The 26,860-nt window shown below is 68.5% G+C and carries 29 protein-coding genes; 15 read left to right on the plus strand and 14 right to left on the minus strand.

Going from position 1 to position 26,860, the window contains the following annotated elements; translation table 11 throughout:
* Positions 1-41 precede the first annotated feature (41 nt).
* The 7 genes from CFP71_RS15960 to pknB all read left to right on the plus strand — a co-directional run bounded on the left by CFP71_RS15960 (position 42) and on the right by pknB (position 9,532).
* Positions 42-1,301 (plus strand): DUF3662 and FHA domain-containing protein, encoded by a 1,260-nt coding sequence (locus tag CFP71_RS15960; protein ID WP_093934634.1) that lies wholly within the window; start codon positions 42-44, stop codon positions 1,299-1,301.
* Positions 1,302-1,460: 159 nt separating this feature from the next.
* Complete coding sequence (locus CFP71_RS15965) at positions 1,461-1,928, plus strand: FHA domain-containing protein FhaB/FipA (RefSeq protein ID WP_007030429.1); 468 nt, start codon at positions 1,461-1,463, stop codon at positions 1,926-1,928.
* Positions 1,925-3,319, plus strand: coding sequence for a PP2C family protein-serine/threonine phosphatase (locus CFP71_RS15970; RefSeq protein WP_093934635.1), 1,395 nt, complete (start codon positions 1,925-1,927; stop codon positions 3,317-3,319). The genes CFP71_RS15965 and CFP71_RS15970 overlap by 4 nt, the downstream gene beginning before the upstream one ends.
* Entirely contained in the window at positions 3,319-4,797 is a 1,479-nt protein-coding gene (locus tag CFP71_RS15975) for an FtsW/RodA/SpoVE family cell cycle protein (RefSeq protein WP_093934636.1), read from the plus strand. The genes CFP71_RS15970 and CFP71_RS15975 overlap by 1 nt, the downstream gene beginning before the upstream one ends.
* Positions 4,794-6,257 (plus strand): peptidoglycan D,D-transpeptidase FtsI family protein, encoded by a 1,464-nt coding sequence (locus CFP71_RS15980; protein ID WP_093934637.1) that lies wholly within the window; start codon positions 4,794-4,796, stop codon positions 6,255-6,257. Before CFP71_RS15975 ends, CFP71_RS15980 begins: the two co-directional genes overlap by 4 nt.
* A 3-nt stretch (positions 6,258-6,260) precedes the next feature.
* Positions 6,261-7,568 (plus strand): protein kinase domain-containing protein, encoded by a 1,308-nt coding sequence (locus tag CFP71_RS15985; RefSeq protein ID WP_093934638.1) that lies wholly within the window; start codon positions 6,261-6,263, stop codon positions 7,566-7,568.
* Entirely contained in the window at positions 7,565-9,532 is a 1,968-nt protein-coding gene (gene pknB / locus CFP71_RS15990; protein WP_093934639.1) for a Stk1 family PASTA domain-containing Ser/Thr kinase, read from the plus strand. Before CFP71_RS15985 ends, pknB begins: the two co-directional genes overlap by 4 nt.
* A 47-nt stretch (positions 9,533-9,579) precedes the next feature.
* Here pknB and CFP71_RS15995 read toward each other — a convergent pair whose 3' ends face one another.
* Genes CFP71_RS15995 through CFP71_RS16010 form a run of 4 tightly spaced genes read right to left on the minus strand, consistent with a single transcriptional unit; the run spans position 9,580 to position 12,072 of the window.
* Positions 9,580-9,987 (minus strand): P-loop NTPase family protein, encoded by a 408-nt coding sequence (locus tag CFP71_RS15995; RefSeq protein ID WP_093934640.1) that lies wholly within the window; start codon positions 9,985-9,987, stop codon positions 9,580-9,582.
* Positions 9,987-10,631 (minus strand): hypothetical protein, encoded by a 645-nt coding sequence (locus tag CFP71_RS16000; RefSeq protein WP_093934641.1) that lies wholly within the window; start codon positions 10,629-10,631, stop codon positions 9,987-9,989. The genes CFP71_RS15995 and CFP71_RS16000 overlap by 1 nt, the downstream gene beginning before the upstream one ends.
* On the minus strand, positions 10,619-11,431 hold the full coding sequence (locus CFP71_RS16005; RefSeq protein WP_093934642.1) for an ATP-binding cassette domain-containing protein: 813 nt from the start codon (positions 11,429-11,431) through the stop codon (positions 10,619-10,621). Before CFP71_RS16005 ends, CFP71_RS16000 begins: the two co-directional genes overlap by 13 nt.
* Positions 11,428-12,072, minus strand: a complete 645-nt coding sequence (locus CFP71_RS16010; RefSeq protein WP_093934643.1) for an aminodeoxychorismate/anthranilate synthase component II — start codon at positions 12,070-12,072, stop codon at positions 11,428-11,430. The genes CFP71_RS16005 and CFP71_RS16010 overlap by 4 nt, the downstream gene beginning before the upstream one ends.
* A gap of 111 nt (positions 12,073-12,183) precedes the next feature.
* On the opposite strand from CFP71_RS16010, the gene CFP71_RS16015 reads away from it, so the two are divergent.
* Entirely contained in the window at positions 12,184-13,503 is a 1,320-nt protein-coding gene (locus CFP71_RS16015; protein WP_093934644.1) for an FAD-dependent oxidoreductase, read from the plus strand.
* 432 nt (positions 13,504-13,935) lie between these two features.
* Here the strand turns inward: CFP71_RS16015 and CFP71_RS16020 are convergent, their stop codons facing one another.
* Together CFP71_RS16020 and CFP71_RS16025 are read right to left on the minus strand one after the other, a co-directional pair.
* Positions 13,936-14,598, minus strand: coding sequence for a response regulator transcription factor (locus tag CFP71_RS16020; RefSeq protein ID WP_093934645.1), 663 nt, complete (start codon positions 14,596-14,598; stop codon positions 13,936-13,938).
* The gene (locus CFP71_RS16025) at positions 14,538-16,373 is read right to left on the minus strand and encodes a sensor histidine kinase (RefSeq protein WP_093934646.1); all 1,836 of its coding nucleotides are present in this window, start codon (positions 16,371-16,373) and stop codon (positions 14,538-14,540) included. Before CFP71_RS16025 ends, CFP71_RS16020 begins: the two co-directional genes overlap by 61 nt.
* Positions 16,374-16,505: 132 nt before the next feature.
* Between CFP71_RS16025 and CFP71_RS16030 the strand changes: the two genes are divergently transcribed.
* From CFP71_RS16030 to CFP71_RS16040, 3 genes are all read left to right on the plus strand, one after another.
* Complete coding sequence (locus CFP71_RS16030; RefSeq protein ID WP_093934647.1) at positions 16,506-17,216, plus strand: ABC transporter ATP-binding protein; 711 nt, start codon at positions 16,506-16,508, stop codon at positions 17,214-17,216.
* A 15-nt stretch (positions 17,217-17,231) separates the two neighbouring features.
* The gene (locus tag CFP71_RS16035) at positions 17,232-17,966 is read left to right on the plus strand and encodes an ABC transporter permease (RefSeq protein ID WP_093934648.1); all 735 of its coding nucleotides are present in this window, start codon (positions 17,232-17,234) and stop codon (positions 17,964-17,966) included.
* A 110-nt stretch (positions 17,967-18,076) separates the two neighbouring features.
* Positions 18,077-18,469 carry an SCO5389 family protein gene (locus CFP71_RS16040; protein WP_005161845.1) on the plus strand — a complete coding sequence of 131 codons (393 nt, stop codon included), beginning with the start codon at positions 18,077-18,079 and terminating at the stop codon, positions 18,467-18,469.
* Here CFP71_RS16040 and CFP71_RS16045 read toward each other — a convergent pair.
* From CFP71_RS16045 to CFP71_RS16055, 3 genes are all read right to left on the minus strand, one after another.
* Positions 18,466-19,446, minus strand: a complete 981-nt coding sequence (locus tag CFP71_RS16045) for an LLM class flavin-dependent oxidoreductase (RefSeq protein WP_208635967.1) — start codon at positions 19,444-19,446, stop codon at positions 18,466-18,468. The genes CFP71_RS16040 and CFP71_RS16045 overlap by 4 nt on opposite strands.
* 102 nt (positions 19,447-19,548) lie before the next feature.
* Positions 19,549-19,704, minus strand: a complete 156-nt coding sequence (locus CFP71_RS16050; protein ID WP_005161850.1) for a hypothetical protein — start codon at positions 19,702-19,704, stop codon at positions 19,549-19,551.
* Positions 19,704-20,822: a class E sortase gene (locus CFP71_RS16055; RefSeq protein WP_093934649.1), complete on the minus strand. Its 1,119-nt coding sequence runs from the start codon at positions 20,820-20,822 to the stop codon at positions 19,704-19,706. Before CFP71_RS16055 ends, CFP71_RS16050 begins: the two co-directional genes overlap by 1 nt.
* Positions 20,823-21,035: 213 nt before the next feature.
* Here CFP71_RS16055 and crgA point away from each other — a divergent pair, with 213 nt between their 5' ends.
* Both crgA and CFP71_RS16065 read left to right on the plus strand, forming a co-directional pair.
* Complete coding sequence (gene crgA, locus CFP71_RS16060; RefSeq protein WP_005161856.1) at positions 21,036-21,302, plus strand: cell division protein CrgA; 267 nt, start codon at positions 21,036-21,038, stop codon at positions 21,300-21,302.
* A 118-nt stretch (positions 21,303-21,420) separates the two neighbouring features.
* The gene (locus tag CFP71_RS16065; protein WP_093934650.1) at positions 21,421-21,798 is read left to right on the plus strand and encodes a PH domain-containing protein; all 378 of its coding nucleotides are present in this window, start codon (positions 21,421-21,423) and stop codon (positions 21,796-21,798) included.
* Here CFP71_RS16065 and CFP71_RS16070 read toward each other — a convergent pair.
* From CFP71_RS16070 to CFP71_RS16080, 3 genes are all read right to left on the minus strand, one after another.
* The gene (locus CFP71_RS16070) at positions 21,783-22,271 is read right to left on the minus strand and encodes a hypothetical protein (protein WP_093934665.1); all 489 of its coding nucleotides are present in this window, start codon (positions 22,269-22,271) and stop codon (positions 21,783-21,785) included. The two genes, CFP71_RS16065 and CFP71_RS16070, sit on opposite strands and share 16 nt — an antisense overlap.
* A gap of 100 nt (positions 22,272-22,371) precedes the next feature.
* Positions 22,372-23,334 (minus strand): rhomboid family intramembrane serine protease, encoded by a 963-nt coding sequence (locus CFP71_RS16075; RefSeq protein WP_093934651.1) that lies wholly within the window; start codon positions 23,332-23,334, stop codon positions 22,372-22,374.
* Positions 23,335-23,377: 43 nt separating this feature from the next.
* Positions 23,378-23,938, minus strand: a complete 561-nt coding sequence (locus tag CFP71_RS16080; RefSeq protein ID WP_167406139.1) for a peptidylprolyl isomerase — start codon at positions 23,936-23,938, stop codon at positions 23,378-23,380.
* 89 nt (positions 23,939-24,027) lie between these two features.
* On the opposite strand from CFP71_RS16080, the gene CFP71_RS16085 reads away from it, so the two are divergent.
* Positions 24,028-24,732: a hypothetical protein gene (locus CFP71_RS16085; RefSeq protein WP_093934652.1), complete on the plus strand. Its 705-nt coding sequence runs from the start codon at positions 24,028-24,030 to the stop codon at positions 24,730-24,732.
* Positions 24,733-25,019: 287 nt separating this feature from the next.
* Here CFP71_RS16085 and CFP71_RS16090 read toward each other — a convergent pair whose 3' ends face one another.
* The gene (locus CFP71_RS16090) at positions 25,020-25,472 is read right to left on the minus strand and encodes a DUF6918 family protein (protein WP_093934653.1); all 453 of its coding nucleotides are present in this window, start codon (positions 25,470-25,472) and stop codon (positions 25,020-25,022) included.
* 167 nt (positions 25,473-25,639) lie between these two features.
* Complete coding sequence (locus tag CFP71_RS16095; protein WP_093934654.1) at positions 25,640-26,164, minus strand: DUF2020 domain-containing protein; 525 nt, start codon at positions 26,162-26,164, stop codon at positions 25,640-25,642.
* 98 nt (positions 26,165-26,262) lie between these two features.
* Between CFP71_RS16095 and CFP71_RS16100 the strand changes: the two genes are divergently transcribed.
* Positions 26,263-26,860, plus strand: a 598-nt coding sequence (locus CFP71_RS16100) for a hypothetical protein (protein WP_093934655.1), incomplete at its 3' end; no start/stop codon positions are given.

The following is a 26,860-nucleotide window of genomic DNA, read 5'->3' on the forward strand; positions in this document are numbered from 1 at the left end:
ATAGGATCGACGGGGAAGCACACGTGTGAGGAGGTTGCCCGGTGGGCCGCGTAGAGCGCTTTGATAGGCGGCTCGAGAACCTCGTGGGCAATACCTTCGCGCGCATGTTCGGTGGCAACGTCGTCACGCAGGAAGTGGCGGTGGCGCTTGAGCGCGAGAGCGAGGAGAACGTTCGTGAGCTGGCCGGTGGTCGACAGCTCGCTCCCAACCACTACATCGTGTCGTTGGGGCAGGCTGATCACGAGCGCATGGCCGGAGACGAACGTCGGGTCACGTCGGTGTTGGCGGAGGCGGTCAAGGAACACCTCGCCGAGCACGGTTGGGACACCTATGGTGACGTCGTAGTTTCGCTCGAGCGCAACGAGGCGCTGCATACTGGACAGTTCAAGACCCGTTCGTCCGTCGATCCCGACGTCAAGCCCCACGGCGTCGAGGGATCGTCACGGTCGGCACGACCCAGCAACGCAGGAGACCCAGCAATGAGCCAGCCCCCCGGCTACGGCCAATACGACCAGGGTGACCCGTACGGCCAGCAGCAGGGCCAGTACGGCTACGGACAGCAGGCTGGCCAGCAGCAGCCCGGGTACGACCAGGGTTATGGCGGCCAGCAGCAGGGCGGCTACGACCAGGGTTACGGCGGTGGCCAGCAGCCCGGCTACGACCAGTACGGCGGCCAGCAACAAGGCGGCTACGACCAGGGCTATGGCGGCGGCGCCCAGCAGCCCGGCTATGACCAGTACGGCGGTCAGCAGCAGGGTGGTTACGACCAGGGTTACGGCGGCGGCGCCCAGCAGCCCGGGTACGACCAGTACGGCGGCCAGCAGCAACAAGGCGGCTACGACCAGGGTTACGGTGGCGGCGCCCAGCAGCCCGGCTATGACCAGTACGGCGGCCAGCAGCAGCAGGGTGGCTACGACCAGTACGGCGGTGGCCAGCAGCAGTACGGCCAGCCCGCCGCGGACCCGTACGCGCAGGGTGGCGGCTACGGCGGCCAGCCCGCGGCCGGCCGTCAGCTCTCCGCGAGCCTCCAGCTGGACGACGGTTCGAACCGCTCGTACTCGCTGAAGCAGGGCGGGAACGTCGTGGGCCGTGGCCAGGACGCCGACTTCCGGCTCCCGGACACGGGCGTCTCGCGCCGTCATCTGGAGATCACCTGGGACGGCCAGAGCGCGACGCTCGCGGACATCGGTTCGACGAACGGCACGACCGTCAACGGCACCCCGGTGCAGACCTGGCAGCTGGCGGACGGGGACGTGATCCGCGTGGGCCACTCGTCTCTCGTGTTCCGTACGCAGGGCTGACCGGCGGGGTCCGGAGGGGGTATCGCAGAATTGCGGTGCGGGCCTGTGGTGGATCGGCACCTCAGGTCGGCTGCGGAGAGCAAGGCCGTTCGGAGCCGACCATCCCGGACGGCACGCGCTCTCCGCGGCGTACAGGAGAAACGGGAGCGGACACAACAAGTGCCAGAGCTGGTCGTTCAACTCACCAGGGTGGGCTTTCTCGTGCTGCTCTGGCTCTTCGTGTTCGCCGCGTTGCGTGTCGTCCGTTCGGATCTGTACGCGGCCTCCGGGCTGCGAGTCGCCGTCCCGACGTTCGGTCGCAAGAAGAAGGAAAACAAGAAGCCGCGTGGCGGGAAGTCGCCTCAGCAGCTGCTCGTGACCCATGGTGCGCTGGCGGGCACCAGGATCGCCTTGGACGGCAGGCCGATCCTGATCGGCCGCGCCGACGACTCGACCCTGGTGCTGGACGACGACTACGCGTCGACCCGGCACGCCCGGATCGCCCTGCGCGGGGAGGATTGGTACGTGGAAGATCTGGGCTCGACGAACGGGACGTACCTTGACCGGGCTAAGGTCACGGCACCCCTCCGGGTCCCGCTCGGAGTCCCCATCAGGATCGGCAAAACGGTGATCGAGCTTCGCCCATGACTCTCGTCCTCCGCTACGCGGCTCGCAGCGACCGGGGCCTGGTGCGTTCCAGCAACCAGGACTCCGTGTACGCCGGTCCCCGCCTGCTCGCCCTCGCCGACGGCATGGGCGGTCACGCCGCGGGTGAGGTGGCCAGCAAGGTCGTCATCGCCTCCCTCGCCCCGCTCGACGACGACGACCCCAGCGACGATCTCCTGGCGCAGCTGCGGGAAGCCGTCCAGAACGGCAACGCGGCGATCGCCGAACTCGTCCAGCAGGACCCGGACCTCGACGGGATGGGCACGACCCTGACCGCCGTGCTGTTCGCCGGTTCGCGGATGGGTGTCGTGCACGTCGGCGACTCGCGCGCGTATCTGATGCGCGGCGGGCAGTTCTCGCAGATCACGCGGGACGACAGCTTCGTCAACGAACTTCTCGAACAAGGCCGGATCACGCCGGAAGAGGCCGCGGTGCACCCGCAGCGGTCGCTGCTGCTGAAGGCGCTCACCGGGCACGAGGTCGAGCCGAGCCTGACAGTGCGCGAGGCCCGCGCCGGCGACCGGTACCTGATCTGCTCGGACGGCCTGTCCGGCATGGTCAGCGACGAGACGCTGTCCGAGGCGATCCAGATCCCGGATCCGCAGGCCTGCGCCGACCGGATGATCGAGCTGGCGCTCAAGGGCGGCGGCACGGACAACGTCACGGTGATCATCGCCGACGTCGTCGACGTCGACTTCGGCGAGGACGCGCCCATAGTGGGCGGCGCCGCCGGTGACGGCAGTGACGAGTTCCACCAGGGCGACTCCCCCGCCGCCCGCGCCCGCGCGCTGACCCAGCCCGCGCCGCAGCCGCGGCCCGAGGTCCAGCCCCAACAGGAGGACCCCAAGGTCAAGCGCCGGAGGCGATTTCGCTGGCTGGCGGGAGCGGTGGTCGTCCTGATCGTGCTGGCCGCGGCGGCGATCGCCACGCGGTATTTCGTGCTGAGCCAGTACTACGTCGGCGAGGGCCCCGGCGAGGAGGTCGTGATCTACCGCGGCGTCCCGGGCAGCATCCTCGGCATCGACCTGCACGCCTACGAGCAGGGCTCGTGCCCGCCGGGCGGGCTGTGCACCGACAAGCTGCTGGTGCCCGCCCTCCAGGAGGACGCGCGCATCGCGGTGAAGAACGGCGTCAAGAAGGACAACCTCGACGACGCCCGCAAGTACATCGACGACTTCCTGCGGCCGCACAAGCAGCTGGCCGACTGCAAGCCGAACACCAGCTCGACTTCCACGCCGCCTTCCGCGTCGTCGCCTCCGGTGTCGTCGTCGGCGGCTCCCCCTTCTACCCCCGCCTCGCCGAGTTCGGCGAACCAGCCAGCGGGGAGGGACTGCTCGACGCCGGAACCGGCAGCACCGGGAGGCGGTAACTGATGAGCACGCCGCTCGCCGATCCGGCTTCGGCCCAGTTCGCCACGAACCCTCCGCGCGAGCTGCCCAAGCGGCGCGGGACGGAGCTCGTCCTCCTGGCCTTCGCGACGTTCATCGTCACCGTCGCGCTCGTGCTGGTGGAGGCGAACCAGGAGCAGGAGCTCACCAGCTCGATCATCTGGCTGGGACTGTCCTACCTCGGGGTGCTGACGGCCGCGCATCTGGCCGTCCGCCGCTGGGCGCCGTACGCGGACCCGGTGATCCTGCCGTGTGTCGCGCTGCTGAACGGGCTCGGCCTGGTGATGATCCACCGGATCGACCTGGCGCTCGCGGAACGCGCGGTCCAGCAAGGCAAGGAGTACACGCCGGACGTCACCAAGCAGGTGCTGTTCACGGCGATCTCGCTCGTGCTGTTCGTGGTGGTGCTGATCGTGATCAGCGACCACCGCACGCTGACCCGCTACGGCTACATCTGCGGTCTGGTCGGCATCGTGGCGCTCGCGCTGCCCGCGGTGCTGCCGTCGAGCCTTTCCGAGGTCAACGGCGCGAAGGTCTGGATCAAGCTGCCGTTCTTCTCGATCCAGCCGGGTGAGTTCGCGAAGATCCTGCTGATGATCTTCTTCGCCTCGTTCCTGGTGACGAAGCGGGACCTGTTCATGGTCGCGGGCAAGAAGATCGCCGGCGTCGAACTTCCGCGTGCCCGTGACCTCGGCCCGATCCTGATCGCGGCGGCCGCCTGCCTCGGCGTGCTGGTGTTCGAGAAGGACCTCGGGACGTCGCTGCTGTTCTTCGGCGTCACGCTGGTGATGCTGTACGTCGCGACCGAACGGGTCATCTGGGTGGTGCTGGGCGTCGGCTTCTTCGCCGCGGGCGCCATCATCGCCTACAACCTGTTCACGCACGTCCAGCAGCGCGTCCGGAACTGGATCGACCCGCTCGCCACCTACGACGACGCCGGCGGCGGCTATCAGGTCGCGCAGGGTCTGTTCGGGCTCGGCACCGGCGGGGTCGGCGGCACCGGCCTCGGCGCCGGACGGCCGGACATGGTCCCCGAGGCCAAGACGGACTTCATCACCACCGCGATCGGCGAGGAACTCGGCTTCATCGGCCTCGCCGCGATGCTGATGCTGTACCTGATCCTGGCGATGCGCGGGATGCGCAGCGCCCTCGCGGTCCGCGACACCTTCGGCAAACTCCTCGGCGGCGGCCTGTCGTTCGCCCTGGTCATGCAGATCTTCGTCGTCGTCGGCGGCGTCACGAACCTGATCCCGAACACCGGGATCACCGCCCCGTTCCTCTCCCGCGGTGGTTCTTCACTGCTCGCGAACTACATCCTGGTGGCCCTTCTGCTCCGAATCTCCGACGCCGCCCGCAAACCCGCGGTGCGGCCGAAGCCGCAGCAGCCCCAGGCGCCGCTCGCCGAAGCGCACACGGTGATGGTCCAGCGGCCGTCCGCGAACGGTGAGGGGAGCACGTCGTGAACACCCCGCTCCGCAAGGTCGGCGTCGCCATGCTCGTCATGGTGGTGCTCCTGCTGGCCAACGCCACCTACATCCAGGTGGTCAAGGCCGACGACTACCGCACGGATTCGCGCAACCTGCGGGTGCTCTACGAGGAGTACTCCCGTCAGCGCGGCCTGATCGTCACCCCCGACGGCTCCGCGCTCGCGAAGGTCGACCCGTCGAACGACAAGTACAAGTTCATCCGGACCTACGTCGACGGCCCGATGTACGCGCCGGTCACCGGCTACTACTCGATCAACTACGGCTCGGGCGGCCTGGAGCGGTCCGAGGACGACGTCCTCAACGGTTCCGACCCGCGGCTGTTCGTGCGGCGCCTGTCGGACATGGTCACCGGCCGCGACCCGCGCGGCGGGAACGTGCGGCTGACGATCAACCCGGCCGTGCAGAAGGCCGCGTACGACCTGATGACGCAGAAGGGCTACACCGGTTCGGTGGTCGCGCTCGAGCCGAAGACCGGGCGCATCCTGGCCATGGTCTCGACGCCGTCGTACGACCCGAACAAGCTCGCCTCGCACGTCGGCAAGGAGCAGATCGCGGCGTGGGGGCAGTGGCGCGACGATCCGAAGAAGCCGATGCTGAACCGCGCGATCTCGGAAAGCTACCCGCCGGGTTCGACGGCCAAGCTGCTGGTGACCGCGGCCGCGCTCGAAGACGGCAAGACGGCGGACATGCCGGTCAACACCGCGCCGAACGTCAAGCTCCCCGGCACCCAGACGACGCTGGAGAACTACGGCGGCGCGGCCTGCAAGGGCAGCACGCTGAAGGAAGCGCTGCGGTACTCCTGCAACGTGCCGTTCGCCGAACTCGCGGGTGAACTCGGCAAGGACAAGCTGAACGCGACCGCGAAGAACTTCGGTGTCGGCGAGGATCTGACCGTGCCGATGCGGGTCGCCGCGTCCACCCTCGGCCCGCTGGACTCGAAGGCGGCCCTGTTCCAGAGCGCCATCGGGCAGCGCGACGTGCGCCTGACCCCGATGCAGGACGCCCTGCTTTCGGCGACCGTCGCGAACAACGGGATGGCGATGAAGCCGCAGCTCGTGCAGTCGCTGCTGGCGCCGAACCTGTCGACCATCGAGGACTACAAACCGAGCGAACTGACCGGCGACGCCGCCATGTCCAGCGCGAACGCCGCGATCCTGCGCGACATGATGCTCGCGTCGGAGGAGAACACGAAGGGCGCCGGCAAGCGCGGCGACATCCAGATCGCCTCCAAGACCGGCACCGCCGAGCACGGCAACGACCCGAAGAACACCCCGCCGCACGCCTGGTACACCGGGTTCGCGCCGGCGATGGACCCGAAGATCGCCGTCGCGGTGGTCGTCGAGTCCGGTGGCAACCGCGGGCTCGAAGCGACCGGTGGCACCGTGGCCGCGGAGATCGGCCGCGCCGCCGTCAACGCCATGCTCGGGGGTGGATAGCGGATGCTGTCCTCGGGTCAGCTGCTGGCCGACCGGTACAAGCTGACGAACCGGATCGCCGTCGGCGGGATGGGCGAGGTCTGGCAGGCCAGCGACACGCGGCTGGACCGGACGGTCGCGGTCAAGATCCTGAAGGCGGAGCTGTCCGGCGACGCGGAGTTCCTGCACCGGTTCCGGACAGAGGCGCGGATGACGGCGTCGCTCAACCATCCCGGTATCGCCGCCGTGCACGACTACGGCGAGACGGTCGCGGACGAGCTGTCGATCGCGTATCTGGTGATGGAGCTGGTCGAAGGCGATCCGCTGGCCGCGATCATCACCCGCGAGGGGCGGCTGAACGCCGAGCGCACCCTGGACATCCTGGAACAGGCGGGCAACGCGTTGCAGGCCGCGCACGAAACCGGCCTCGTGCACCGCGACGTCAAACCGGGCAACATCATGGTGACCCCGGCCGGGCAGGTGAAGATCACCGACTTCGGGGTCGCGAAGGCCGCCGACGCCGCCCCGGTGACCAGGTCCGGAATGGTCATGGGCACCGCCCACTACATCGCTCCGGAGCAGGCGCTCGGGCACAACGCCGAACCGGCGAGCGACGTCTACTCGCTGGCCGTGTGCGGCTACGAATGCCTCACCGGGCACCGGCCGTTCCTTTCGGAGAACGCGGTGACGGTCGCGATGATGCACATCCGCGATCTCCCGCCGCCGTTGCCGCCGGACGTGCCGCCGGGCGCCCGCGCGGTCATCGAGGCGACCCTGATCAAGGATCCGAGACAGCGGTACAACAGCGGCGGCGAGTTCGCGGCCGCGGTGGCGGCGGTCCGCGCGGGCCTGCCGCTGCCGACGCCGTCGGGGCTGGTCAACGTGGCCTACTCCGCGGGTCAGCCGGTGCTGCCGCAGCAGGTGCCGCCCGGCCCGCACTCGCCGCCGAACCCGATGGTGGCGATCGGACCCGCGTCGCATCCGGCGATGCACCCGGTCACCGGCCCGCCCCCGATGGCGGTCCGTCGTCTGCCCGGCAGACGGCCGCACTGGGGCTGGTGGGTGCTGCTCGCGGTGATCCTGATCGCAGTACTGGTGGCAGGAGCCTTCCTCATCGTGAGACTGGTCGGTTCGGGCAACGGACAGCAGTCGGGCGGCGTGGAAACGAGTGAACAGGTACCGGCTCCGGGTAAGAAGCCTGTAGGTCCTACGCCGACGTCCGCGTACCCCGCGGCGCCGACGGAGGGCGGCACCGAGGAGTCTGCCGGGCAGGCGAATCCAGGAATGATGAGCAGCAAACCTTGGACGGAATGGAACGGCACGCAGAGATGAGCACACCAAGACTGCTCAGCAACCGCTACGAGCTGGGCGAAACGCTCGGCTACGGAGGCATGTCCGAGGTCCATCACGGCCACGACGTGCGCCTGGGCCGGGAGGTGGCGATCAAGATCCTGCGTGCCGACCTGGCGCGGGATCCCCAGTTCCAAGAACGTTTCCGTCGCGAGGCACAGAACGCGGCGGCACTGAACCACCCGGCGATCGTCGCCGTCTACGACACCGGCGAGACGAACACCGAGTTCGGCCCGCTGCCCTACATCGTCATGGAGTACGTCGAAGGACGGACTCTGCGGGACATCGTGAAGACCGAAGGCCCGATGTCGCAGAAGCGGGCGATGGAGGTCATGGCCGACGTCTGCGCGGCGCTGGACTTCTCGCACCGGCACGGCATCGTGCACCGCGACGTCAAGCCGGCGAACGTGATGATCACGAAGAACGGCGCCGTCAAGGTGATGGACTTCGGCATCGCGCGCGCTATGCACGACGGGCAGTCCGCGATGACGCAGACCGCCGCGGTGATCGGCACGGCGCAGTACCTCTCGCCGGAGCAGGCGCGCGGTGAGTCGGTCGACGCGCGTTCGGACGTCTACGCGGCCGGTTGCGTGCTGTACGAACTCATCACCGGGGAGCCGCCCTTCACCGGCGACTCCCCCGTGGCGGTGGCGTACCAGCACGTGCGGGAGGACCCGAACCCGCCGTCGTCGGTGAACCCGGCCGTGGCGCCCGAGCTCGACGCCGTCGTGCTCAAGGCGCTCGCGAAGGGCCCGGCGAACCGGTACCAGTCGTCGGCGGAGATGCGTTCGGACCTGGTCCGCACGCTGTCCGGCCAGCGGCCGTCCGCGCCGATGGTGATGTCGGAGGACGAGCGCACCCAGGTCATGGACTCCGACCGCCGGGTTCCGCCGCGCTACGACCAGTACGAGGAAGACGAAGAAGACCCGGCCGCGAAGAAGAAGCGCCGCGCCTGGCTGATCGCCGGTCTCGTGGTGTCGCTGGCGGCCATCGTGCTGCTGATCATGTGGCTGTCGAACGCCTTCGGCGGCACCAGCGCCGAGAGCAAGGCGATCCCGTCGGTCATGGGTCAGTCCGAGGCCACGGCGAAGGACACGCTCCGGGGCGCGGGGTTCAACTCGTTCGAGCAGACCAAGAAGGTTCCCTGCACCGGGGAGGCCGTCAACGGTCTGCCCGCCTGCGACGAGAACGACATCGACAAGGTCATCGCGATCAGCCCGAAGGAGGGGCAGGTCACGCCGACCACGGACAAGATCACGCTGACCGTCGGCTCCAAGCCGCAGAAGGTCAAGGCGCCGGATCTCAAGGGCAAGACCTCGGCCGAGGCCTTGGCGGCGCTGACCGAGGCGGGGCTGAAGCTCGGTGCGACCACCGAGGAAGAGACCAACGACCCGAACGAGGCCGGCAAGGTCCTGAGCCAGAACCCGGCGGCGCAGGCCGAGGTCGACCAGGGTTCCAAGGTCGACATCACGGTCGCCAAGTCCAAGGAACTGAAGACGGTCACGAACTACAAGGGCAAGACGAAGTCCGAGGCCGACGCCGGGCTGCGGGCGGCAGGGTTCACCCCGTCGTTCAAGACCGCCAGCTCCAGCGAGCCCAAGGACACCGTCATCGACCAGTCCCCGAACGGCGGCAAGCTCGCGGTCGGCAGCGTGGTCACGGTGACGGTTTCGGACGGCAGCCAGGAGACCTTCGACATGCCGAACCTGAAGGGCATGACGGAGGAGCAGGCGTTCCGGCAGCTGCAGCAGTTGGGCTGGAGCGGTACTCCGAACACCCAGGCCGACAAGAACGGTGACCGGGATCTGGCGGGCAAGATCAGCAAGACCAACCCGCAGGCCGGTGCGAAGGTCGCGAAGAACGCGCCGATCACGCTGTTCATCGTGGAAGACGACGACTCACCGACGTCGTCGAGTTCGCGCGGCGGGATCATCCCGCCTCCGTGATCGACGGTTGAGCGAAGGGCCCCGCACGGTTTCGTGCGGGCCCTTTTTCATGCCAGCTGTTCGAGAAGCCCTTCGTACGCCTGCCTGACCAGACCGTCGCGGGTCCGCACCACGGCCGCTTTCGGTCTCGTTGAGACGAGTTCCACGAGACGGTCGTACATCGCCGCCAGCTGGCCTGGACCGCCCAGCATCTCGTGTGCTTCGACGTGTTCGGGCTCGGCAGCCGCGCGCGTGCGTTCGGCGAACCGCCGGAGCACGTGGGTCCGCGCGGCGCTCATGGCGAGCTCGCGGGCGAGCACGCCGGCCTTCGCGGCGTCGTCGCGCCAGGCGCCGAGCAGGCCGCGGATCCGGTCGATGTCGAGGTTCAACGTCAGCGGGTGGTTTTCGGCGTAGAGCCGGGCGAGCGTCGACTTTCCGCAGGCGGGCGGGCCGTTGAGCACGATGAGACGCGGCATCAGGCGTTGCGGCGCAGCAGGAATCCGACGGCCGTCGTGCTCACGAGCAAGGCGGCGACCGCCGCCACCACGGCCACCGTGAACGGGCCGAGCAAGGGTTGTTGCGAAGTCAGGGCGCGCAGCAGCGGGTTGGCCAGCGGCAGCCATTTCACCAGCAGCACGGCCGCGAGGGCGAAGATCGCGGCCAGCACCGACCAGCCGACGCGCGGGATCAGCAACCGGGAGCAGGGCAGGCCGATGGCGATCCCGAACAGCGCGCACACCATGTGCGCCGCCGCCCCCAGCGCGAAGGTGCCGATCGTGAAGCCGCCGGTCCGGAGGCCTGACCAGAGCACCGTGACGAGGACCAGCACGGCGGCGCAGCCGAAGACGGCCGACGCGGCGCCGCCGAGGACCGATCGCCAGCGCCGGGCGTGGCTGAAGGTCACCAGCCGCTGGACCGGGTCCTCGACGTCGAGCATCGCGATCGTCAGCCAGCACGAGACCACCAGGAGCGAGCCCGCGCTGATCCCGTACTGCGGCAGCAACGGCGACTTCGGATCCGTGTAGAGCACGGTGTTGACCGCGATGTAGGCGAGGATCGCGGGGAGGTAGCGCTGGGAATGGCCGAGCAGCGCGAGGTAGTAGCGGGTCATGGCGAGCACGGCGCCACCTCCCGGACCGAGAAGCCGCGGTTGAGCGCGCGCAGCAGGACGGCGTCCGTGTGCCCGGCTTCGACCGTCAGGACGACTTTTTCGCCGTCGGTCACGGCCTCGCTGACGCCGGGCTCCGCCGACCAGTCGCCGCCGGGCCCGTCGAGGACGATCCTTGTCGCGCTTTCGGTTTTCGCGGCCGTTTCGACGCGGGTCAGGAGGCCGGCGTCCATCCGGTAGACGTCGTCGGCGTGGGCGTGCACGGCGGCCGCGCGGTGGTCGGTGAAGACGACGCTCGCGCCGCGTTCCTTGGTCTCGGCGACGAGTTCGCCGAGCACCGTGTGGGCTTCGACGTCGAGGCCGGACCAGGGTTCGTCGAGGATCAGCAGTTCCGGCCCGGCCAGGACGGCCTGGGCGAGGCCGACCTTCTGGGCGTTGCCCTTCGAGAGGGTCCGAAGGGGCGCGTCCGGGCCGCCGACCAGCGCCAGCCTGTCCAGCAACGGATCGATGGCCGACAAGTCGACATGTCCGTCGATGCGGGCCATGTGCCGCAGGTACGCCCTGGCGCTCATCCGCTGACCCGCCGGGAAACGGTCCGGCAGGTAGCCGACCCTCGGGGTGCCGACGACGGTTCCCGAGGTCTCGCGGGAAAGTGCCGCGAGGATCCTGAGCAGTGTCGACTTCCCCGAGCCATTCGAGCCGAGGACGCCGATCACGCGCCCGGCGGGGACGTCGAGGTCGACTTCGACGAGCACGGGTTCGCCGCGCCCGTAGCGCTTACCGACTCCTTCGAGCCGGATCAGCGAGGTCACGCAGCAGCGGCCTTCTGGAGCGCGCGGGTGGCCTGTTCGAGTTCGTTGACCGTGGCGTCGGGGACCGGGTGCCCGGCCGAAGCCATCCAGTTCGCCAGCATCCGGTGCCCGCCCTGGGTGAGCACGGACTCGGGGTGGAACTGGACGCCTTCGAGCGGCAGCTCGCGGTGGCGCATGCCCATCACGACACCGGACTCGGTGCGGCCTGTGATCTCGAACACGGCGTCGTCGATGGTTTCCGGCAAAACGGTCAGCGAGTGGTACCGCGTGGCGGTGAATTCACCGGGGAGTCCGGCGAGGACCCCATCGCCCGAATGGTGGACTTGACTGGTCTTGCCGTGCAGCAGTTCGGGGGCGCGGTCGACGGTGGCACCGAAGACGACACCGAGGGCCTGGTGGCCGAGGCAGACTCCGAGCATCGGGATGCGCTCGTCGGCGCATTTGCGGATGACGTCCATGCTCTGACCAGCGCGTTCCGGGGTTCCGGGGCCGGGAGAGACGAGGACCGCGTCGAACTCGCCGAGCTTGTCGATGTCCACCACGTCGTTGCGCCAGACGGTGCAGTCGGCGCCGAGCTGGGCCAGGTACTGGACCAGGTTGTAGACAAAACTGTCGTAGTTGTCGACGACGAGTACGCGCATGGAAACAGCTTAGCGGCTCCCACCAGGTGGACCGTACGCCAGATCACAATGATTGTTAGGGCAACCTAACTTACCGTGGTAGGGGTGAGCCGTTCTCTTCGTGTAGCCATCGTGGGTGCCGGTCCGGCCGGCATCTACGCCGCCGACATCCTCGACAAGTCCGACGCCGACGTGACGATCGACCTGTTCGAGCGCATGCCGGCGCCGTTCGGGCTGATCCGGTACGGCGTCGCGCCCGACCACCCCCGGATCAAGGGCATCGTCACCGCCCTGCACAAGGTCCTCGACAAGCCGAACATCCGGCTGCTGGGCAACGTCGACTACGGGACCGACCTGAAGCTCGACGACCTGCGCCAGTTCTACGACGCGGTGATCTTCTCGACCGGCGCCATGGCCGACCGCGCACTCGACATCCCCGGGATCGACCTCGACGGCAGCTACGGCGCCGCCGACTTCGTCTCCTGGTACGACGGGCACCCGGACGTGCCGCGGACCTGGCCACTGAACGCGACGTCGGTCGCTGTCCTCGGGGTCGGGAACGTGGCGCTCGACGTCGCCCGCGTCCTCGCGAAGACCGCGGACGAGCTGCTGAGCACCGACATCCCGGACAACGTCTACCAGGGTTTGAAGGCCAGCCCGGTCACCGACGTGCACGTGTTCGGGCGCCGCGGCCCGGCGCAGGCGAAGTTCACGCCGCTGGAACTGCGGGAGCTGGACCACTCGCCGAACGTCGAAGTCATCGTCAACCCGGAGGACATCGAGTTCGACGAGGGCAGCATCGCCGCGCTGCGGGCGTCGAAGCAGATCGACATGGTCGTGAAGACCCTTCAGGAGTGGGCGATCCGCGACCAGGGCGACCGGCCGAAGCGGCTGCACCTGCACTTCCTGCACTCGCCGTGCGAGATCGTCGGCGAGGACGGCAAGGTGACCGGCCTGCGGACCGAGCGCACCGAACTGACCGGTGACGGCAACGTGCGCGGCACCGGCGAGTTCCACGACTGGGACGTCCAGGCCGTCTACCGGGCTGTCGGCTACCTGTCTTCGCACCTGCCGGAGATCCCGTTCGACCACACCACCGGAACCGTGCCGAACCAGGCGGGCCGGGTGCTGGACATCGACGAGGACCAGGTGCCGGGCGTCTACGTGACCGGCTGGATCAAGCGCGGCCCCGTCGGCCTCATCGGCCACACCAAGGGCGACGCGGCCGAAACGATCGCGAGCCTGCTCGCCGACGCCGACAACCTCACCGCCCCGGCGGTGGACGACCCCGACGCGATCCTCGGTTTCCTCACCGAACGCGGCGTCCCCTTCACCACCTGGGACGGCTGGAGCAAACTCGACGCCCACGAGAAGTCCCTCGGCGTCCCGCACGGCCGGGAACGCGTCAAGGTCGTGGAACGAGACGAAATGACCCGCATTTCCCGCTCTTGACTCACCTACCCAGCCCCCCACCCGTCCCAGGGGGCGGCCCCGAACTCAGTCTACCGGCTGGAGGAGGGAAAAGGGCTGGTCACAGGGGGTTGTCCACAGCCGGGAAGGGTTGTGGACAACTGCCGGGAAAGTCACGGAGGGCCCCACTGAGTGGGGTCCTTCTTGGCGTTCGGGGAGGGGTGGGTCGGACGGCACGCGTGATCAGACGGACGACACGCGTGACTGGATGGACGACACGGCCTGCGGCCGGGGTCCCGCCGCGTGTCGGCCGTGTAGACACGCGTGTCGGCCGTCGGATCACGTGTGTCGGCCGTCTGGACACACGAGTCGTCCGTCGGATCACGCGTGCCGTCCTGAAGGCGTGACTCGCGTGATCCGAGGCGGAACTCGTGTGATTGGAGGCGGAACTCGCGGCTGATCACGCGGCGGCACTCACGAACCGCCAGTGCCCAGGTAGGCCAAGACCGCGAGCACGCGGCGGTTCGTGTCGTCCGAGGCGACGATGCCGAGTTTCGCGAAGATGTTCGCGGTGTGCTTCCCCACCGCCCCCTCGCTGAAGTGCAGGCGCCCCGCGATGGCGGCGTTCGAACAGCCCTCGGCCATCAGCCCGAGCACCTCGCGTTCACGCGGGGTCAGCGCGGCGAGCGGGTCGGAAGCGTTGCCCGCCACCAGTTTCGCGATCACTTCGGGATCCATCGCGGTCCCGCCGCCCGCCACCCGGCGCACCGCGTCGATGAACTGGTCCGCGTTGAAGACCCTGTCCTTCAACAGATATCCGATCGCACCGGCACCGTCGGCCAGCAGTTCCCGCGCGTAGAGCTGCTCGACATGTTGCGACAGCACGAGAATCGGCAGCCCGGGAACGTCGCGCCGCACAGCCAACGCGACCTGGAGACCCTCGTCGGTGAGCGTCGGCGGCATCCGGACGTCGACGACCGACACGTCCGGCCGATGCGAACGCAGCGCCCGTTCCAGCTCCGGCCCGGTCCCGACCGCCTCGACGACGTCGAAACCGTGCGCGGTCAACAGATGCGTCAGGCCGTCTCGGAGGAGGTACTGGTCCTCGGCGACGACGCATCGGGGTCGAGCTGGCACGGGATCTCCAGGGTCGCCTTCGTCGGCCCGCCGAGCGGGCTGGTCAGAGCAAAAGTACCGTCGAAGGTGCCGAGTCTGCGTTCGATCCCGCGAATCCCGCTCCCCCCGGCCGCGTTCGCGCCGCCCTTCCCGTCGTCGGTCACTTCGATCCGCAGCAGACCGTCGTCGTAATCCAGGTCGATCGACACTCGCCGCGCCTCACCGTGCTTCGCCGCGTTGCCCAGCAGCTCACTGACCGCGAAGTACGCGCACGCCTCCGCAGGCTGTTCGAGACGCGGAAGAGAACCGGTCACCGAGGCCCGCAGCGGACTGTCCAGCGCCATCGCCCGCACGGCGTCACCGAGACCGCGCTCCGACAACACCGGCGGGTGAATCCCGCGCACCAGCAGCCGCAACTCGGTCAGCGTCTCCGACGACGTCTGCCGGAGCTCGGCGGCCAGCCGTTTCGCCGCGGCCGGATCGCTGTCGATCAGTGCTTCGACGGCACCCAGCTTCATCCCCATCGCGACCAGCCTCGACTGGACGCCGTCGTGCAGATCCCGTTCGATGCGCCGCATTTCGGCGGCTTGCGCGACCGAGGCGTCCGTCCGCGTCTGCTTCAGCCGTTCGACGCGTTGCCCCAGCCGCGAAGCCTCCGTCGGTCCCAGAAGCAGCTTCGCGAACTGTGCGCCCTTACGAGCCAGCCACGGTGTCGCGACCAGCCCGGCGATGAACGCCGCCACGACCACCGGGGTCATCGCGAGCGCTTGCCAGTGCGTGGTCGCCTCCGGCAGGCCGATCATCGACCACGAGGTGTCCGTCCACCGCGCGATCGGCCGCCAGACCCACAGCGCCAGGAAACCCCAGAGGCCGAAGAACACCAGCGCCGCCGTCGGCACCGCCATCAGCGACAGCACCACGGAGTTGACCACCGCGGCCGCCATGTCGCGCCAGGTCGCGCGGTCACGGATCGCCCAGCGGCAGCGGTCGAAGCGGGCAGGCCACCACGGCGTGTCGTACAGCTGCCGCCCACGCTGGTACAGCCCGTCCGGTCGCGGCACGGGGAACGACGGCTCCGGCAGGTACGGCCGATCGATCCGGACGCCGGTCCAGTTCTTGGCCTCGCGGCGCAAGGTGTCGGTCACCGACCGGCCGGCGACGACCAGTGTGGGAAACAGCGGCGCGAAGCCGACGGCCAGCACGAGCAGCGTCGGGATCGCCATCGCGAGCTGCGCGACCGAGAGGCCGACCAGGGCCAGCTGGAATCCGAGCGCCTTCAGCCTCGTCTTGAACCAGCCGCCTTCCGAGCGGGCCGGACGAGGTCCGAGCCACCAGCGCGTCCACTTCCCGTACAGCCGGAGCGCCCCCGGCCCTGCCACGAGAACCGCGGGCACGAGCAGCAGCCCGGCGAAGGGGTTCCACAGCTGCCAGCCGAGGTCGCGGCCGGTGGCCGGATCGTCGGAGATCCATTCGAACCGTTTGGTCCACCGCAGGAACCACGACCGTTTGAACAGGTTGTTCCCGTCGCGGTACCAGCCGTCGCGCTCGCGTTCCGGCTCCGGCGGGGCGGGCCGGTACGGCGGCTCGACCTCGATACCGCACCAGCGTCCGGCCAGCCGCCGGGTGAGCGCGGCGCGCGGACGCGTCCCCTCCAAGGCCAGCGTGTACGCGAAGACCAGGCCGACGCAGAGGAGGCAGAAACCCACCAGTTCGAGCAGCAGGTCCAACCAGCTCACCAGCGCCAGGCCGGCGAGCGCGAACCCTCGTCGTACCGAGGTGCGGTAGGTGCGGATCATGCGAGAAGTCTCGCGCACCGAACGGCCGGAAAGCAGTGGTCGCAGCCCCACGAAGGGGGTGGGTCCAGCCCCACCCTGGTTGGGGTTCCAGCGCCATTCTGACCGAACCCGTTGCGCCATAACGTTTTTCGCATGCCACTCATCGAAGTCACCAACCTCCGCAAGACGTACGGGGAGCACGTCGCGGTCGACGACGTTTCGTTCCACGTGGAACAGGGCGAAATCTTCGGGATCCTCGGGACCAACGGCGCCGGTAAGACCACCACCGTCGAATGTCTCCAGGGGCTGCGCGCGCCGGACTCCGGCAGCATCTCGGTGCTCGGTCTCGACCCGGGCAAGGATCACGCCACCCTCCGGCAGCGCCTCGGCTCCCAGCTCCAGGAGAGCCGCCTGCCGGAAAAGATCAAGGTCCAGGAGGCACTCGACCTCTACGCCTCCTTCTACCCGAACCCCGCCGACCCCGGGGAACTGCTGGAGCAGCTGGGTCTCACCGGGCAGCGGAACAAGTACTTCGGCAAGCTTTCCGGCGGTCAGAAGCAGCGCGTCTCGATCGCGCTCGCCCTGGTCGGCCGCCCCGAGGTCGCCGTGCTCGACGAGCTGACCACCGGACTGGACCCGCACGCCCGCCGCGACACCTGGAAGCTCGTCGAGGGCGTGCGCGACACCGGCGTCACCGTCCTGCTGGTCACTCACTTCATGGACGAGGCCGAGCGCCTCTGCGACCGCCTCGCGATCTTCGACGCCGGCCGCGTGGTCGCCACCGGAAGCCCGCTCGAACTCCGCGAACACACCGGGAAGACCTCTTTGGACGACGCCTTCGTGACCCTGACCGGCCGCGACTGAAACGGGAGACGAACAGTGAACACGCTCACCAAGATCACGCTCACCGAAACGAAGCTCGCGCTGCGCTCGCCGATCTGGGTCCTCTCGGGACTGCTGTCGCCGACCGTGCTGTTGCTCGGCCTCGGCGCCATCCCGGCCTTCCGGACGGAGAGCGAGAAGACCCCGGGCATGCGATTCATCGACGCCTGGGTGCCCTCGCTGGTGGTGCTCACCATCGCGCTGATGGGTCTGCAGGCGATCCCGTCCGTGATCGCGGCCTACCGCGAACAAGGCATCCTCCGCCGGTTCGCCACCACACCGGTGCATCCGGCGAGACTGCTGGTGGCCCAGCTGATCATCAACGTCATCGTCACGATCGCCGGCGTCGGCCTGATGATCGTGCTCGGCTCCGCCGTCTTCGGCGTCCCCGGGCCGCGACACCCGCTCGGCTTCCTGCTCGCGTTCGTGCTCGGCACGACGGCGATCTTCGGCCTCGGGCTGATCGCGGCATCGGTCGCCAAAACCGGCAAGGCGGCCGGTGGGATCGCGATGATCGCCTACATCCCGATCATGTTCCTCGGTGGCGTGTACCTGCCGCGTCCGCTGCTGCCGACGGTCGTCCAGGACATCGGCGCGTACGTCCCGCCGGGCGTCAAGGCCATGGAGGACGCCTGGACCGGCACCGGCGCGCAGCCGCTGCAACTCGCCGTGTTGGCGGCTTTCGCGGTGGGCAGTGGTGTCCTGGCCGCGAAGCTTTTTCGCTGGGAGTGACGACCGCTTCCGCCAAAGTGGTGATGATGATCGTTTTCTCTTGTGGCCCGGGCCGCGGGTGGGTAGTCAGGAAGACGGCTCACGTTCACTGTGTCTCTCTCGGAGGTCCGATGTCTCTGGATGTATCGCCCGCGCTGCTGGAGAAGGCCGAGCGCGGGGAGGTCTCCGACGCCGAATTCGTCGCCTGTGTCCGGGAATCCCTGCCCTATGCCTGGACTGTGATCACCGGCGTCATCGCGGAGGCCGAGGGCGCGGCCGACGGGTTCGCCGACAACGAGACGCCGCCGCCGAGCGAGGCCGAACGCGGTCAGCTGCTGCGGGCGCTGGCCTCGGACGCCATCCGCGGCGGCCTGGAACGGCACTTCGGCGTGAAGCTGGCGTTCCAGAACTGTCATCGCGTCGCCGTGTTCAAGAAGTCCCAAGTGGACAGTGACCGCTACCGCGCGTTCGTTTCGGTGCGCGGCCAGCTGCTGAACCAGAGCCCGGAACTCCGCGACTGCTAGCCCTTTCGCAGCGCGGGCAGGACTTCTTCCCCGATCCGCGCGATGTTCTCGAGCGTGCCCTCCGGCGTACCGGACGCTTCCACCATCATGATCACGTGGGAGACCCCGGTGCGCCGGAGGCTCGTTCCCAGCTTGTCGACGCAGTACTCGACGCCGCCGATCGGATGCATTTCGCACAGCCGGTCGGTGTAGGACACCGGATCCTTGTCCAGCCCCCGCTTGCCGTCGAGGTACACGTGCCCGGCGAAGCCCTCCTTCAGGGAACCCGGCAACGCGGACCGCAAGACGTCCGGCGCGTCGTCACCGACCTGGCACATGACCGTCGAGACGTGCTCGACGGCGGACTCGCCGTACGCGGCAAGGGTTTCGATCTTGCCGTCGTCGTCGGTGTGCAGGCCGAGCAGCATCGGCAGCCCGCGATCGGCGGCGAGCCGGACCGCGTTCGAACGGGCGTCGCCGCAGGCCACGACCAGGCGAGGCGGGCGCTCCGGCCGCGGCACCATCGGCACCTCACGGAACCGGAAGTGGTCGCCGTCGGCCGAAACGGTCTTCGACGTCATCGCCGCGAGCAGCAGATCGAGGCTCTCCTCGAACCCCGTTTCGTAACGGGACTCCCCGGTGCCGAACACTTCGAGGTCCTGCCACGGACCGCCGCGGCCGACGCCGATCCGCAGCCGTCCGCCGGAGACCGCGTCGAGCAGTGACCACTGCTCGGCCAGCGCCACCGGATGCGCGATCGACAGCACGCTCACCGCGGTGCCGACCGCGATCCGCTCGGTGCGGCCGAGCACGTGCGCGGCGAGGGTGATCGCGGACGGGCAGACGCCGTACGGCATGAAGTGGTGTTCGGCGAACCAGACGTCGTCGAAGCCCGCCTGCTCGGCGGCGATCGCGGCGGCGACGGACCGGCGCAGGACATCGGCGTCTTCCTGGCCCGGAAACCGCCCGGAGACGAGGAAAACCCCAAACCGCACCATCACAGGCCCCCCTGAACGCGACTCGAACCCACTCAGCCCAACGGGTCTCCCCAAGGGCGCTCTGCGCCCCTTCGGCGAGTTTCCGTCAGCGCTCGACAGATATCACTGGACGCTCACTTCGTTGAACCACAGCCGCGGCTCCAGCCACGGGAAGACGACGAACATCAGCAACGCCACGATCCCGAGCGCCAGCACGACCGCTGTCGCCAGCTTCACCGCGAAGGGGCCCGGCAGCTTGCGCCAGATCCAGCCGTACATCAGCGCGCCTCCGAGATCTTGGGCAGCAGTTCGGCGTAAGAGCCGACCTGGTTCTTCGGCACCTGCTGGGTCAGCACCGAGTGGATGATGAGCCGCTCCTTCGCCGAGAACTGGGGGTGACACGTGGTCAGCGTGAGCAGCGAGACCTGATCGGCCTTCGGCAGGATGTCCGGGTCCTTGTACGGCACCGGGTTCACCGTGTCGCCCTTGGTGGGGAACACGATGCGGCGGCCGTTGGTCTCGCCGTAAGGGCCGCCGTCGGCGGCGTTCGGGTCGCGCAGGGTCCCGACGTTCTTGCACTTCGGCTGGGCGCCCTTGCCGGCGGCCCAGCCTTCGACCTCGTCCTTGTACGGCAGCACCTTGTAGATGTAGAAGTCGGTCTGCGTCTCGATGACGATCTGGTCGCACGAGCCGAGGTTGTCCAGGTCGTTGAACGGAGCGCCCTTGCCGACGCGGTGCCCGGCGACCGCGAAGTTGCCCGGCTCGCCCGGCAGCGCGGTGCCCTTGTAGTGGCCGGGGCCGACTTCGAGCGCGGCCTCGGTGGTGCCTTCCTGGATGGTGAAGTTGAAGTCGGCGCCGAACACCGGGATGTGGATCCTGGCGAACGCCTTCCCGTCGACCAGTTCCGGATGCAGCGTCCGGTCCTTGCCCCACTCGCCGTCCAGCTCGGTGCTCGCCTCGGACTGCTTGCCCGCGGAGAAGAGGTCGGTCACGTAGACCTCGTAGACCATGAACAGCAGCACCACCAGGCCCGCGGTGATGAGGAGCTCGCCGACGGTGCGGACGGCGGCGCCGCCCTTGCCCAGTTCCCGCGGCGGCGGGCGTTCCTCGGTCGCGACGTCACCGCCGACCGGTTCGAAGATGACGGTCTCCTCGGTCGACCCCGGTGGCGGCGCGGGACGACGGCGAGGCGGCGGCGCGTCGGGACGGCGACGCGGCGGCGGACCGTCGTACGACCTGCCCTCCGGAGGCCTCCGGCGAGGCGTCGGCGACTCTCCCGGGGCGCGACGCGGTGAAGTTCCTTCCTCCGGCCGACGCCGGGGGGCCGGACGGCCCTCACCGGGTGGGCGTCCGGAGTATCGCCGGCGGTCCCCGCCCGGCTCTTCCCGCTCAGGCACTACGCAAGCTCCTCAGTCTCGAACCAAGCCGCAGTGTCGAACCAGCACAGTGTCGAACCGTCTGTGACACCATTGTCACAGTGCGGGAAATCGACCGGTCCCGGACGGTGCCCAGCGGCGCTCGTTTACGTTAACGTGTGCACGTGACGCTGGTTGCGCACCCGAAAGCGGGTCATCGCCACCAGGGAAGCCGAACAGTACGCGAGGAACACGATGCCGAAGTCCAAGGTCCGCAAGAAGACGGCGTACACCCCGCCGACCGACCGCCGCACGCCGGTGAAGGTCAAGGCGGCTGGCCCGTCGAACCTGTTCTACAAGATCGTGATGTTCGGCCTCATGTTGATCGGCCTGTTGTGGCTGGTCGTGAACTACATCGCGGGCGACAAGATCCCCTTCATGGCGGATCTGGGCAACACGAACTTCGCGATCGGCTTCGTGCTGATGATCGCCGGTCTGCTCATGACGATGCGGTGGCGGTGAGTATTACCCCGGATGGCGGCTTGACGCCTAATTACACCGGTGTGACTCATCCCCAGTGTGGATAACCCCTGTGGATAACTACCCCACCTCGTGGGCGCCGCAGCGGAACGTTGTGGTAGTGGCCTGGGCGATAGCCCTGTTGTTGCTGGCAGGCGTGGTGTGGCTGGTCATCGGCGGCGACGTCGGCGGCACCGTCCTCACCGGGGTCGCCATGCTCTCCGTGGGCGCTCTCGCGCTGCACGGCACCCTGCTCCGTCCCCGGCTGGCCGCCGGCCCGGACGGAATCCTGGCCAGGACCGTCGGCGGCGCGCACCGCTACTCCTGGTCCGAAGCCCGGCTCCGGCTGCGCACGACGCGCCGGTTCGGCCGGGACACGCTGACCCTCGAGGTCGAATCCGGCGAACACCTGCTGGTGTTCGGCCGGATCGACCTCGGCGAGGACCCCAGGGACGTCCTGGACGTCCTCACCGCCCTCAAGGGTCAGGCGTTGTCGTAGTAGTGGACGTCGCCGTTCGGGCCGTGTGACCAGCCCGGAACGGCCGGTCCCACCGCGGGCGGCGCGTACTCCCCGAAGATCTCGTACGGCGAGGCCGGCGAGCAGATCGGGTTGATCTTGACGACGCAGGTCCGCAGGGACCCGCTGAACTTCGCTTTGACGTGCCGGGGCCGCTGGTCCTCGACCACCGCCTGGCCCGCGGTGACCTCCCAGCCGGACGCCGCGCCCGGCCCCGTCGTGCCGACGGTCTGCGTCGCCACCGAAGAAGTGACGCCGGGGTCCCCGAAGCAGATTTTCAACGCCGCGTCGACGTAGGCGACACGCAGCGTGATCGCACTGCCCGAGCCGAGGAAATAGCGTTTGGTGTAGGTCTGGCAGGTCTCGGCGGCTTGACCGGCCTGTGCGACCGACGGAGCCAAGGCCGACGCCAGCACGGCGACGGCGGCGAGAGCTGCTGCTTTCCGGATCTTCATCTCAACCCCCAAGTTGACGATGTTGATGATCAACCTGAAGGTACCCAGACTTGTTGCTTCTCCACCGGGTATTCGCATAACCCACTTGGGGGAAGCGAGGCTACGTTCGGTAGCAGAGGTAGGCGCTCCGTCCTCGGTAGTTCCCGAATTCGCAGTACGCGGAGACCGTCTGCGCGTCCTTCCAGACGATGAGCCCGGCCATCGCCAGGACGACGATCGCGATCCCGCCGATCTGCCAGCCGACCCGGTTCTTTTCCGGGGCGTACAGCAGCGCGAAAGTCGCCAGGAGACCGGCGATGAAACCACCCGCGTGGGCGAGGATCGAGATGCCCGGCACCTGGAAGGTGATGAAGACGTTCAGGCCGAGGATGACCAGCAGCCAGGTCGGGTTGAGCCTGAGCTTGATGACGATGACCGTGTACGCGCCGATGAGCCCGAAGATGGCGCCGGACGCGCCGACCACCGGCACCGCGTCGAGGTCCGTGAACACCAGGTTCGCGGCCGACCCGCCGAGCATCGACACGAAGTAGAGCGCGGTGAACGGGACGCGGCCGAGCGCGGTCTCCAGCGGGCGTCCGACGAACCACAGCGAGAAGGCGTTGCTCGCGATGTGCAGCAGGCCGTACTGGAGGAATCCCGAGGTGAAGATCCGCCACCACTCGTTGGCCGCGAGTGTCGGCGGGTTCGCGAGCTCGCCGAGCTGGAAGAGCTCCGAGTAGTTGTTGTCCGAGATGCTGCCGGACTGCGCGACGGTGATGAAGAAGATGACGACGTTGAGCGCCAGGAGGACCGGAGTCACGACAGCCGTCCGGGGCTGCTGGGCGCCGGCGAGGGTGCGCGCGCCGTACCCGGCGTCGCGGTACTGCCTCTGCTGCGCACGGTCCTGCTGGCGGCCCGCTTGGACGCAGTCGGTGCACTGGAAGCCCACGGCGGCCTCGCGCAGGCAGTCCGGGCAGGCCGGACGCTCGCAGCGCGCGCAGCTCAGCCCGGTCGGCCGGTTCGGGTGCCACCAGCAACCGGGCATGGCTGCCTGCTGGTACTGGGGATTCGGTGGTTGGCTCACGATGCCACCAACCTACCGAAATCCCCCGTAACCGGCTTCGCGATCAGCCTTCGCGGCTGATGACGACCTTCTCGATCACGACGTCCTGCAGCGGACGGTCGGCCGGACCGGTCGCCGTACGACCGATCGCGTCGACGACGTCGCGGGAAGCCTGGTCCGCCACCTCGCCGAAGATCGTGTGCTTGAAGTTCAGGTGCGTCGTCGGCGCGACGGTGATGAAGAACTGCGAGCCGTTGGTGCCGGGTCCGGCGTTGGCCATGGCCAGCAGGTACGGCTTGGAGAACTGGAGTTCCGGGTGGAACTCGTCGCCGAACTTGTAGCCGGGGCCGCCGCGGCCGGTGCCGGTCGGGTCGCCGCCCTGGAGCATGAAGCCGTCGATGACGCGGTGGAAGATCGACCCGTTGTAGAACGGGCCCGAGTTCTCGCCCTGCGCGTTGGGCTGCGTGTACTCCTTGCTGCCCTCGGCGAGCCCGACGAAGTTCGCGACCGTCTTCGGCGCGTGGTCGGGGAACAGGTTCAGGTTGATGTCACCCTGGTTGGTGTGCAGAGTGGCCTTCAGCGCGCCACCAATGAGGGATCCCTTGCTTTCAGTCACGAGCTTCATCGTGCCATCTGCGGCAAGATCTGGGGAAAAGGGGCACGATAGGTTACAAGCAACGAAGCAGAATCAAAACGATTGATGAGGTGAAGGCCATGACCCGGGCCGCAGATTCGGTGAGCGAGTCGGCGAAGGCCGGCGCCCTCGGCCTGCGCAAACGTGCTGTTGAGGCGGGCAAGGAAGCCGTCGAGGTAGCCGAGCAGAAGCTCTCCGAGAGCGCCGGTGAGATCGCTAAGACCAGCCGTCGCGCGCGCAAGAAGCTCGCGAAGAAGACGGAACTGACCCGCAAGGAGCTCAAGCGCAGCTCGAAGGCGGCTCGCAAGGAGGCGCTGGCCAGGCTTTCCGAGATGCGGAAGCCGGGAAGGAAGGCCCGCAAGGCCGCCATCCTGGCCGCGAAGTCGGCAGGCGAGTCCAAGCGCCGAGGCAAGAAGGACTTCAAGGCGGCGAAGAAGGACTTCAAGGCCGCGCTCGTGGAGGCGAAGACCGCTGCCAAGGGGACGCGCAAGCGTCGTCGCTGGCCGTGGGTCGTCGGTATCGCGGTCGTCGGTGCCGGTGCCGCCTACGCGCTGCGTTCGAAGCAGGAGCCGCCGGTCGCGCCCGCGCCGCCGAAGGCTCCGCCCGCTCCTCCCGCGAAGCCCGCCGCTCCGGCGGCGGCCGCGCCGAAGCCCGCCGCCGCGAAGCCCGCCGCTTCCGGTCCGGCCGGGGGTTCGGGTGCGGCGAAGCCCGCGACCCCGAAGCCCGCCGCCCCGAAGAACGGGCACCAGGCTTCGAGCTCCAGCTCCGCCGACAAGAAGAACTGACGCCTCACCCTCTTCTGCTTGTCGCGAAGGGCCGTCCGGCGACCCACAAGGTCACCGGACGGCCCTTTCACGTCCACGCACCGAAGATCAACGCGCCCAACGACAGCACCGGCGGACCCGTCTCGCCGAAAGCGCGCCAGCGCGACGGCGAGACTTCACCGATCGCGCCCTCTTTCGGGCCGAAGGCCCACGTAAACGCGATGAAGGGGCGCCCTCCACTCCCAACAGAACGTTGAAAGCGAACGGGCGCCCCTTCGGCGCGCTTTACGTCAGCGCGATCAAAAAGATCAGACAGACGCAGCGTGCTTGTCGATCAGCTGGCCGAGGCGGGGAAGGGCCTCCTCGACGTTCTTCTTGCCGTTCGGGCGCAGCTTCGAGTAGACCTTCTTGATGCTGTCGCGGCTGCTCTTGTCGGCGCGCGCGTCGGTGACCGACAGGAGCGCGTCGGCGGCCTCGTCGCCGCGGCCGACCAGGTAGGCGCCGAAGTCGTTGCCGCCCTTGGCCTTGTAGTCGCCGTAGAACGGCTCGAGGGCACCGGTGAAGTCGTCGAGCAGCGCGTCGACGGCGGAGGGGATGATGCCCGGCTTGATCTTCTTGACGGCGGCGAAGCCGGTCTTCACGACGGCACCCGAAACGCCGCCCTTGTCCGAGACCTCGGCGTCGACGAGGCCTTCGAAGTCGCTCACGACCGCCGGGCGACGGCTGGAGTCGAGCAAGATTTCCTTGAGGGTGTCAGCCACGAAACCTGTCCTTTTGTCTTATGGGGAGAAATGATCTTTTGTGCCGCCGAGCCACACCGCAAGGCGGCCGCCGCCGGATCTGGCGTCGCGCTGGTCCCGCGAACCGTCGCGCGTGCGGCACAGGGTAGTACAAGATCAACTTCACTCTGACGTGTGGATACCACTACCTAGAGCTTCAGCTCACCGATAACCTCCTTCGCCACCGTACGGGCCTTGATGCTCTGCTTCTGGTTGGTGATCACGACTACCGCGCTTCCGCCCTTGGAAACGGCGTAGACGGCGCCTTCTCCCGAGGGTTGGTAGCCGCCTTTCCAGCCCGCCGGTTCGTCGGCCGGGTTGGAGGTGTCGATGGGGGCGGCCTGGTCGACGACCGCCTTGGCGATACCGGGTTCTCCGACGAACACGCGCACGGTGAGCTGCAGTTTCCCGCTGAGCGCGTAGAAGAAGCAGCTCGGATGCGGCTGGTCTTCCGAGGTTTTGACCTTGGAGACCTTCTGCCCGTTGGCGTCCGAGACGGACTCGTTGCTCAGGTACGGGCACGGGCCTTTGCCGGTGGGTTCCGGCATGGGCGGGGGGCTGGGCGCCTGGGTGTTCGACGGCGTGGGCGAGCTCGCCGCGGGCGGCGGCTGTTCCGTCGGCCCGCAGGCCACCAGCAGCGGCACGACGAGCGGCAAGATCAGAAGACGTCGCATGATGGTCCAGTGAAGCAGATCGGATTACCGCACCGGCGCAACCATCCGCCCTGTTCATGCGACGATGGCGGTGCGTAGCGGTCTTTCGGGAGGCATCAGTGCTCACCAAGGAGCAGTACCTGGGTGCGGTGGCGGAGCGTATCCAGCGCAGCGGGGGCAGGCTGAACACGGTCCAGATCGGCCCGAGCGCGGCCGTCGTGGGCTTGTTCACCGAGTCGGTGATGATGTCGACGATGAACTACTGCGTGGTGGCGGCGGCGATCCCGGAGGTGTCCGCGCCCGCGTTGTACGACTTCACCGGGCTGGCGACGCAGCACGCGCGCGCGAACGTGATGGGCACTGTCGGCTGGACGGCCGCTTCGGTGGTGATCGCCGGGCTGATCGGCGACCGGGTGTATCCGGACGCCGCGCAGGCCGCGTCGGCGAAGTCCGGCAACCAGTTCGGTGGCGAGACGCGCATGGTGGCGGTCGACGTTTCGGCGGCGCAGATGTACGCGTTCGTCGGCGGGAAGCTCTGGGGCGCGGCGGTCCAGGGATCGGTGAACGCGAAGCTGACGTTCTGTTTCCCGCAGCCCGCCGAGGTCTATCAGCAGGTGCAGTGGCAGCAGTCGCAGGGCCAGCCGCCGATGCCGCCCGGACCGCCGATGCCGCCGCCCGGTCAGCAACCGCCTCCCGGCTGGCAGCCGCAGCAGCCAC

This window comes from Amycolatopsis thailandensis (assembly GCF_002234405.1).
Lineage (GTDB): Bacteria > Actinomycetota > Actinomycetes > Mycobacteriales > Pseudonocardiaceae > Amycolatopsis > Amycolatopsis thailandensis.

Coding starts and splice junctions, on each gene's coding strand:
- CFP71_RS15970 (WP_093934635.1), top strand. CDS start 1,925: ATGACTCTCGTCCTCCGCTACGCGGCTCGCAGCGACCGGGGCCTGGTG.
- CFP71_RS15975 (WP_093934636.1), top strand. CDS start 3,319: ATGAGCACGCCGCTCGCCGATCCGGCTTCGGCCCAGTTCGCCACGAAC.
- CFP71_RS15985 (WP_093934638.1), top strand. CDS start 6,261: ATGCTGTCCTCGGGTCAGCTGCTGGCCGACCGGTACAAGCTGACGAAC.
- pknB (WP_093934639.1), top strand. CDS start 7,565: ATGAGCACACCAAGACTGCTCAGCAACCGCTACGAGCTGGGCGAAACG.
- CFP71_RS15995 (WP_093934640.1), bottom strand. CDS start 9,987: ATGCCGCGTCTCATCGTGCTCAACGGCCCGCCCGCCTGCGGAAAGTCG.
- CFP71_RS16010 (WP_093934643.1), bottom strand. CDS start 12,072: ATGCGCGTACTCGTCGTCGACAACTACGACAGTTTTGTCTACAACCTG.
- CFP71_RS16025 (WP_093934646.1), bottom strand. CDS start 16,373: ATGATCCGCACCTACCGCACCTCGGTACGACGAGGGTTCGCGCTCGCC.
- CFP71_RS16030 (WP_093934647.1), top strand. CDS start 16,506: ATGCCACTCATCGAAGTCACCAACCTCCGCAAGACGTACGGGGAGCAC.
- CFP71_RS16040 (WP_005161845.1), top strand. CDS start 18,077: ATGTCTCTGGATGTATCGCCCGCGCTGCTGGAGAAGGCCGAGCGCGGG.
- CFP71_RS16045 (WP_208635967.1), bottom strand. CDS start 19,446: ATGGTGCGGTTTGGGGTTTTCCTCGTCTCCGGGCGGTTTCCGGGCCAG.
- CFP71_RS16050 (WP_005161850.1), bottom strand. CDS start 19,704: ATGTACGGCTGGATCTGGCGCAAGCTGCCGGGCCCCTTCGCGGTGAAG.
- crgA (WP_005161856.1), top strand. CDS start 21,036: ATGCCGAAGTCCAAGGTCCGCAAGAAGACGGCGTACACCCCGCCGACC.
- CFP71_RS16070 (WP_093934665.1), bottom strand. CDS start 22,271: ATGAAGATCCGGAAAGCAGCAGCTCTCGCCGCCGTCGCCGTGCTGGCG.
- CFP71_RS16080 (WP_167406139.1), bottom strand. CDS start 23,938: ATGAAGCTCGTGACTGAAAGCAAGGGATCCCTCATTGGTGGCGCGCTG.
- CFP71_RS16085 (WP_093934652.1), top strand. CDS start 24,028: ATGACCCGGGCCGCAGATTCGGTGAGCGAGTCGGCGAAGGCCGGCGCC.
- CFP71_RS16095 (WP_093934654.1), bottom strand. CDS start 26,164: ATGCGACGTCTTCTGATCTTGCCGCTCGTCGTGCCGCTGCTGGTGGCC.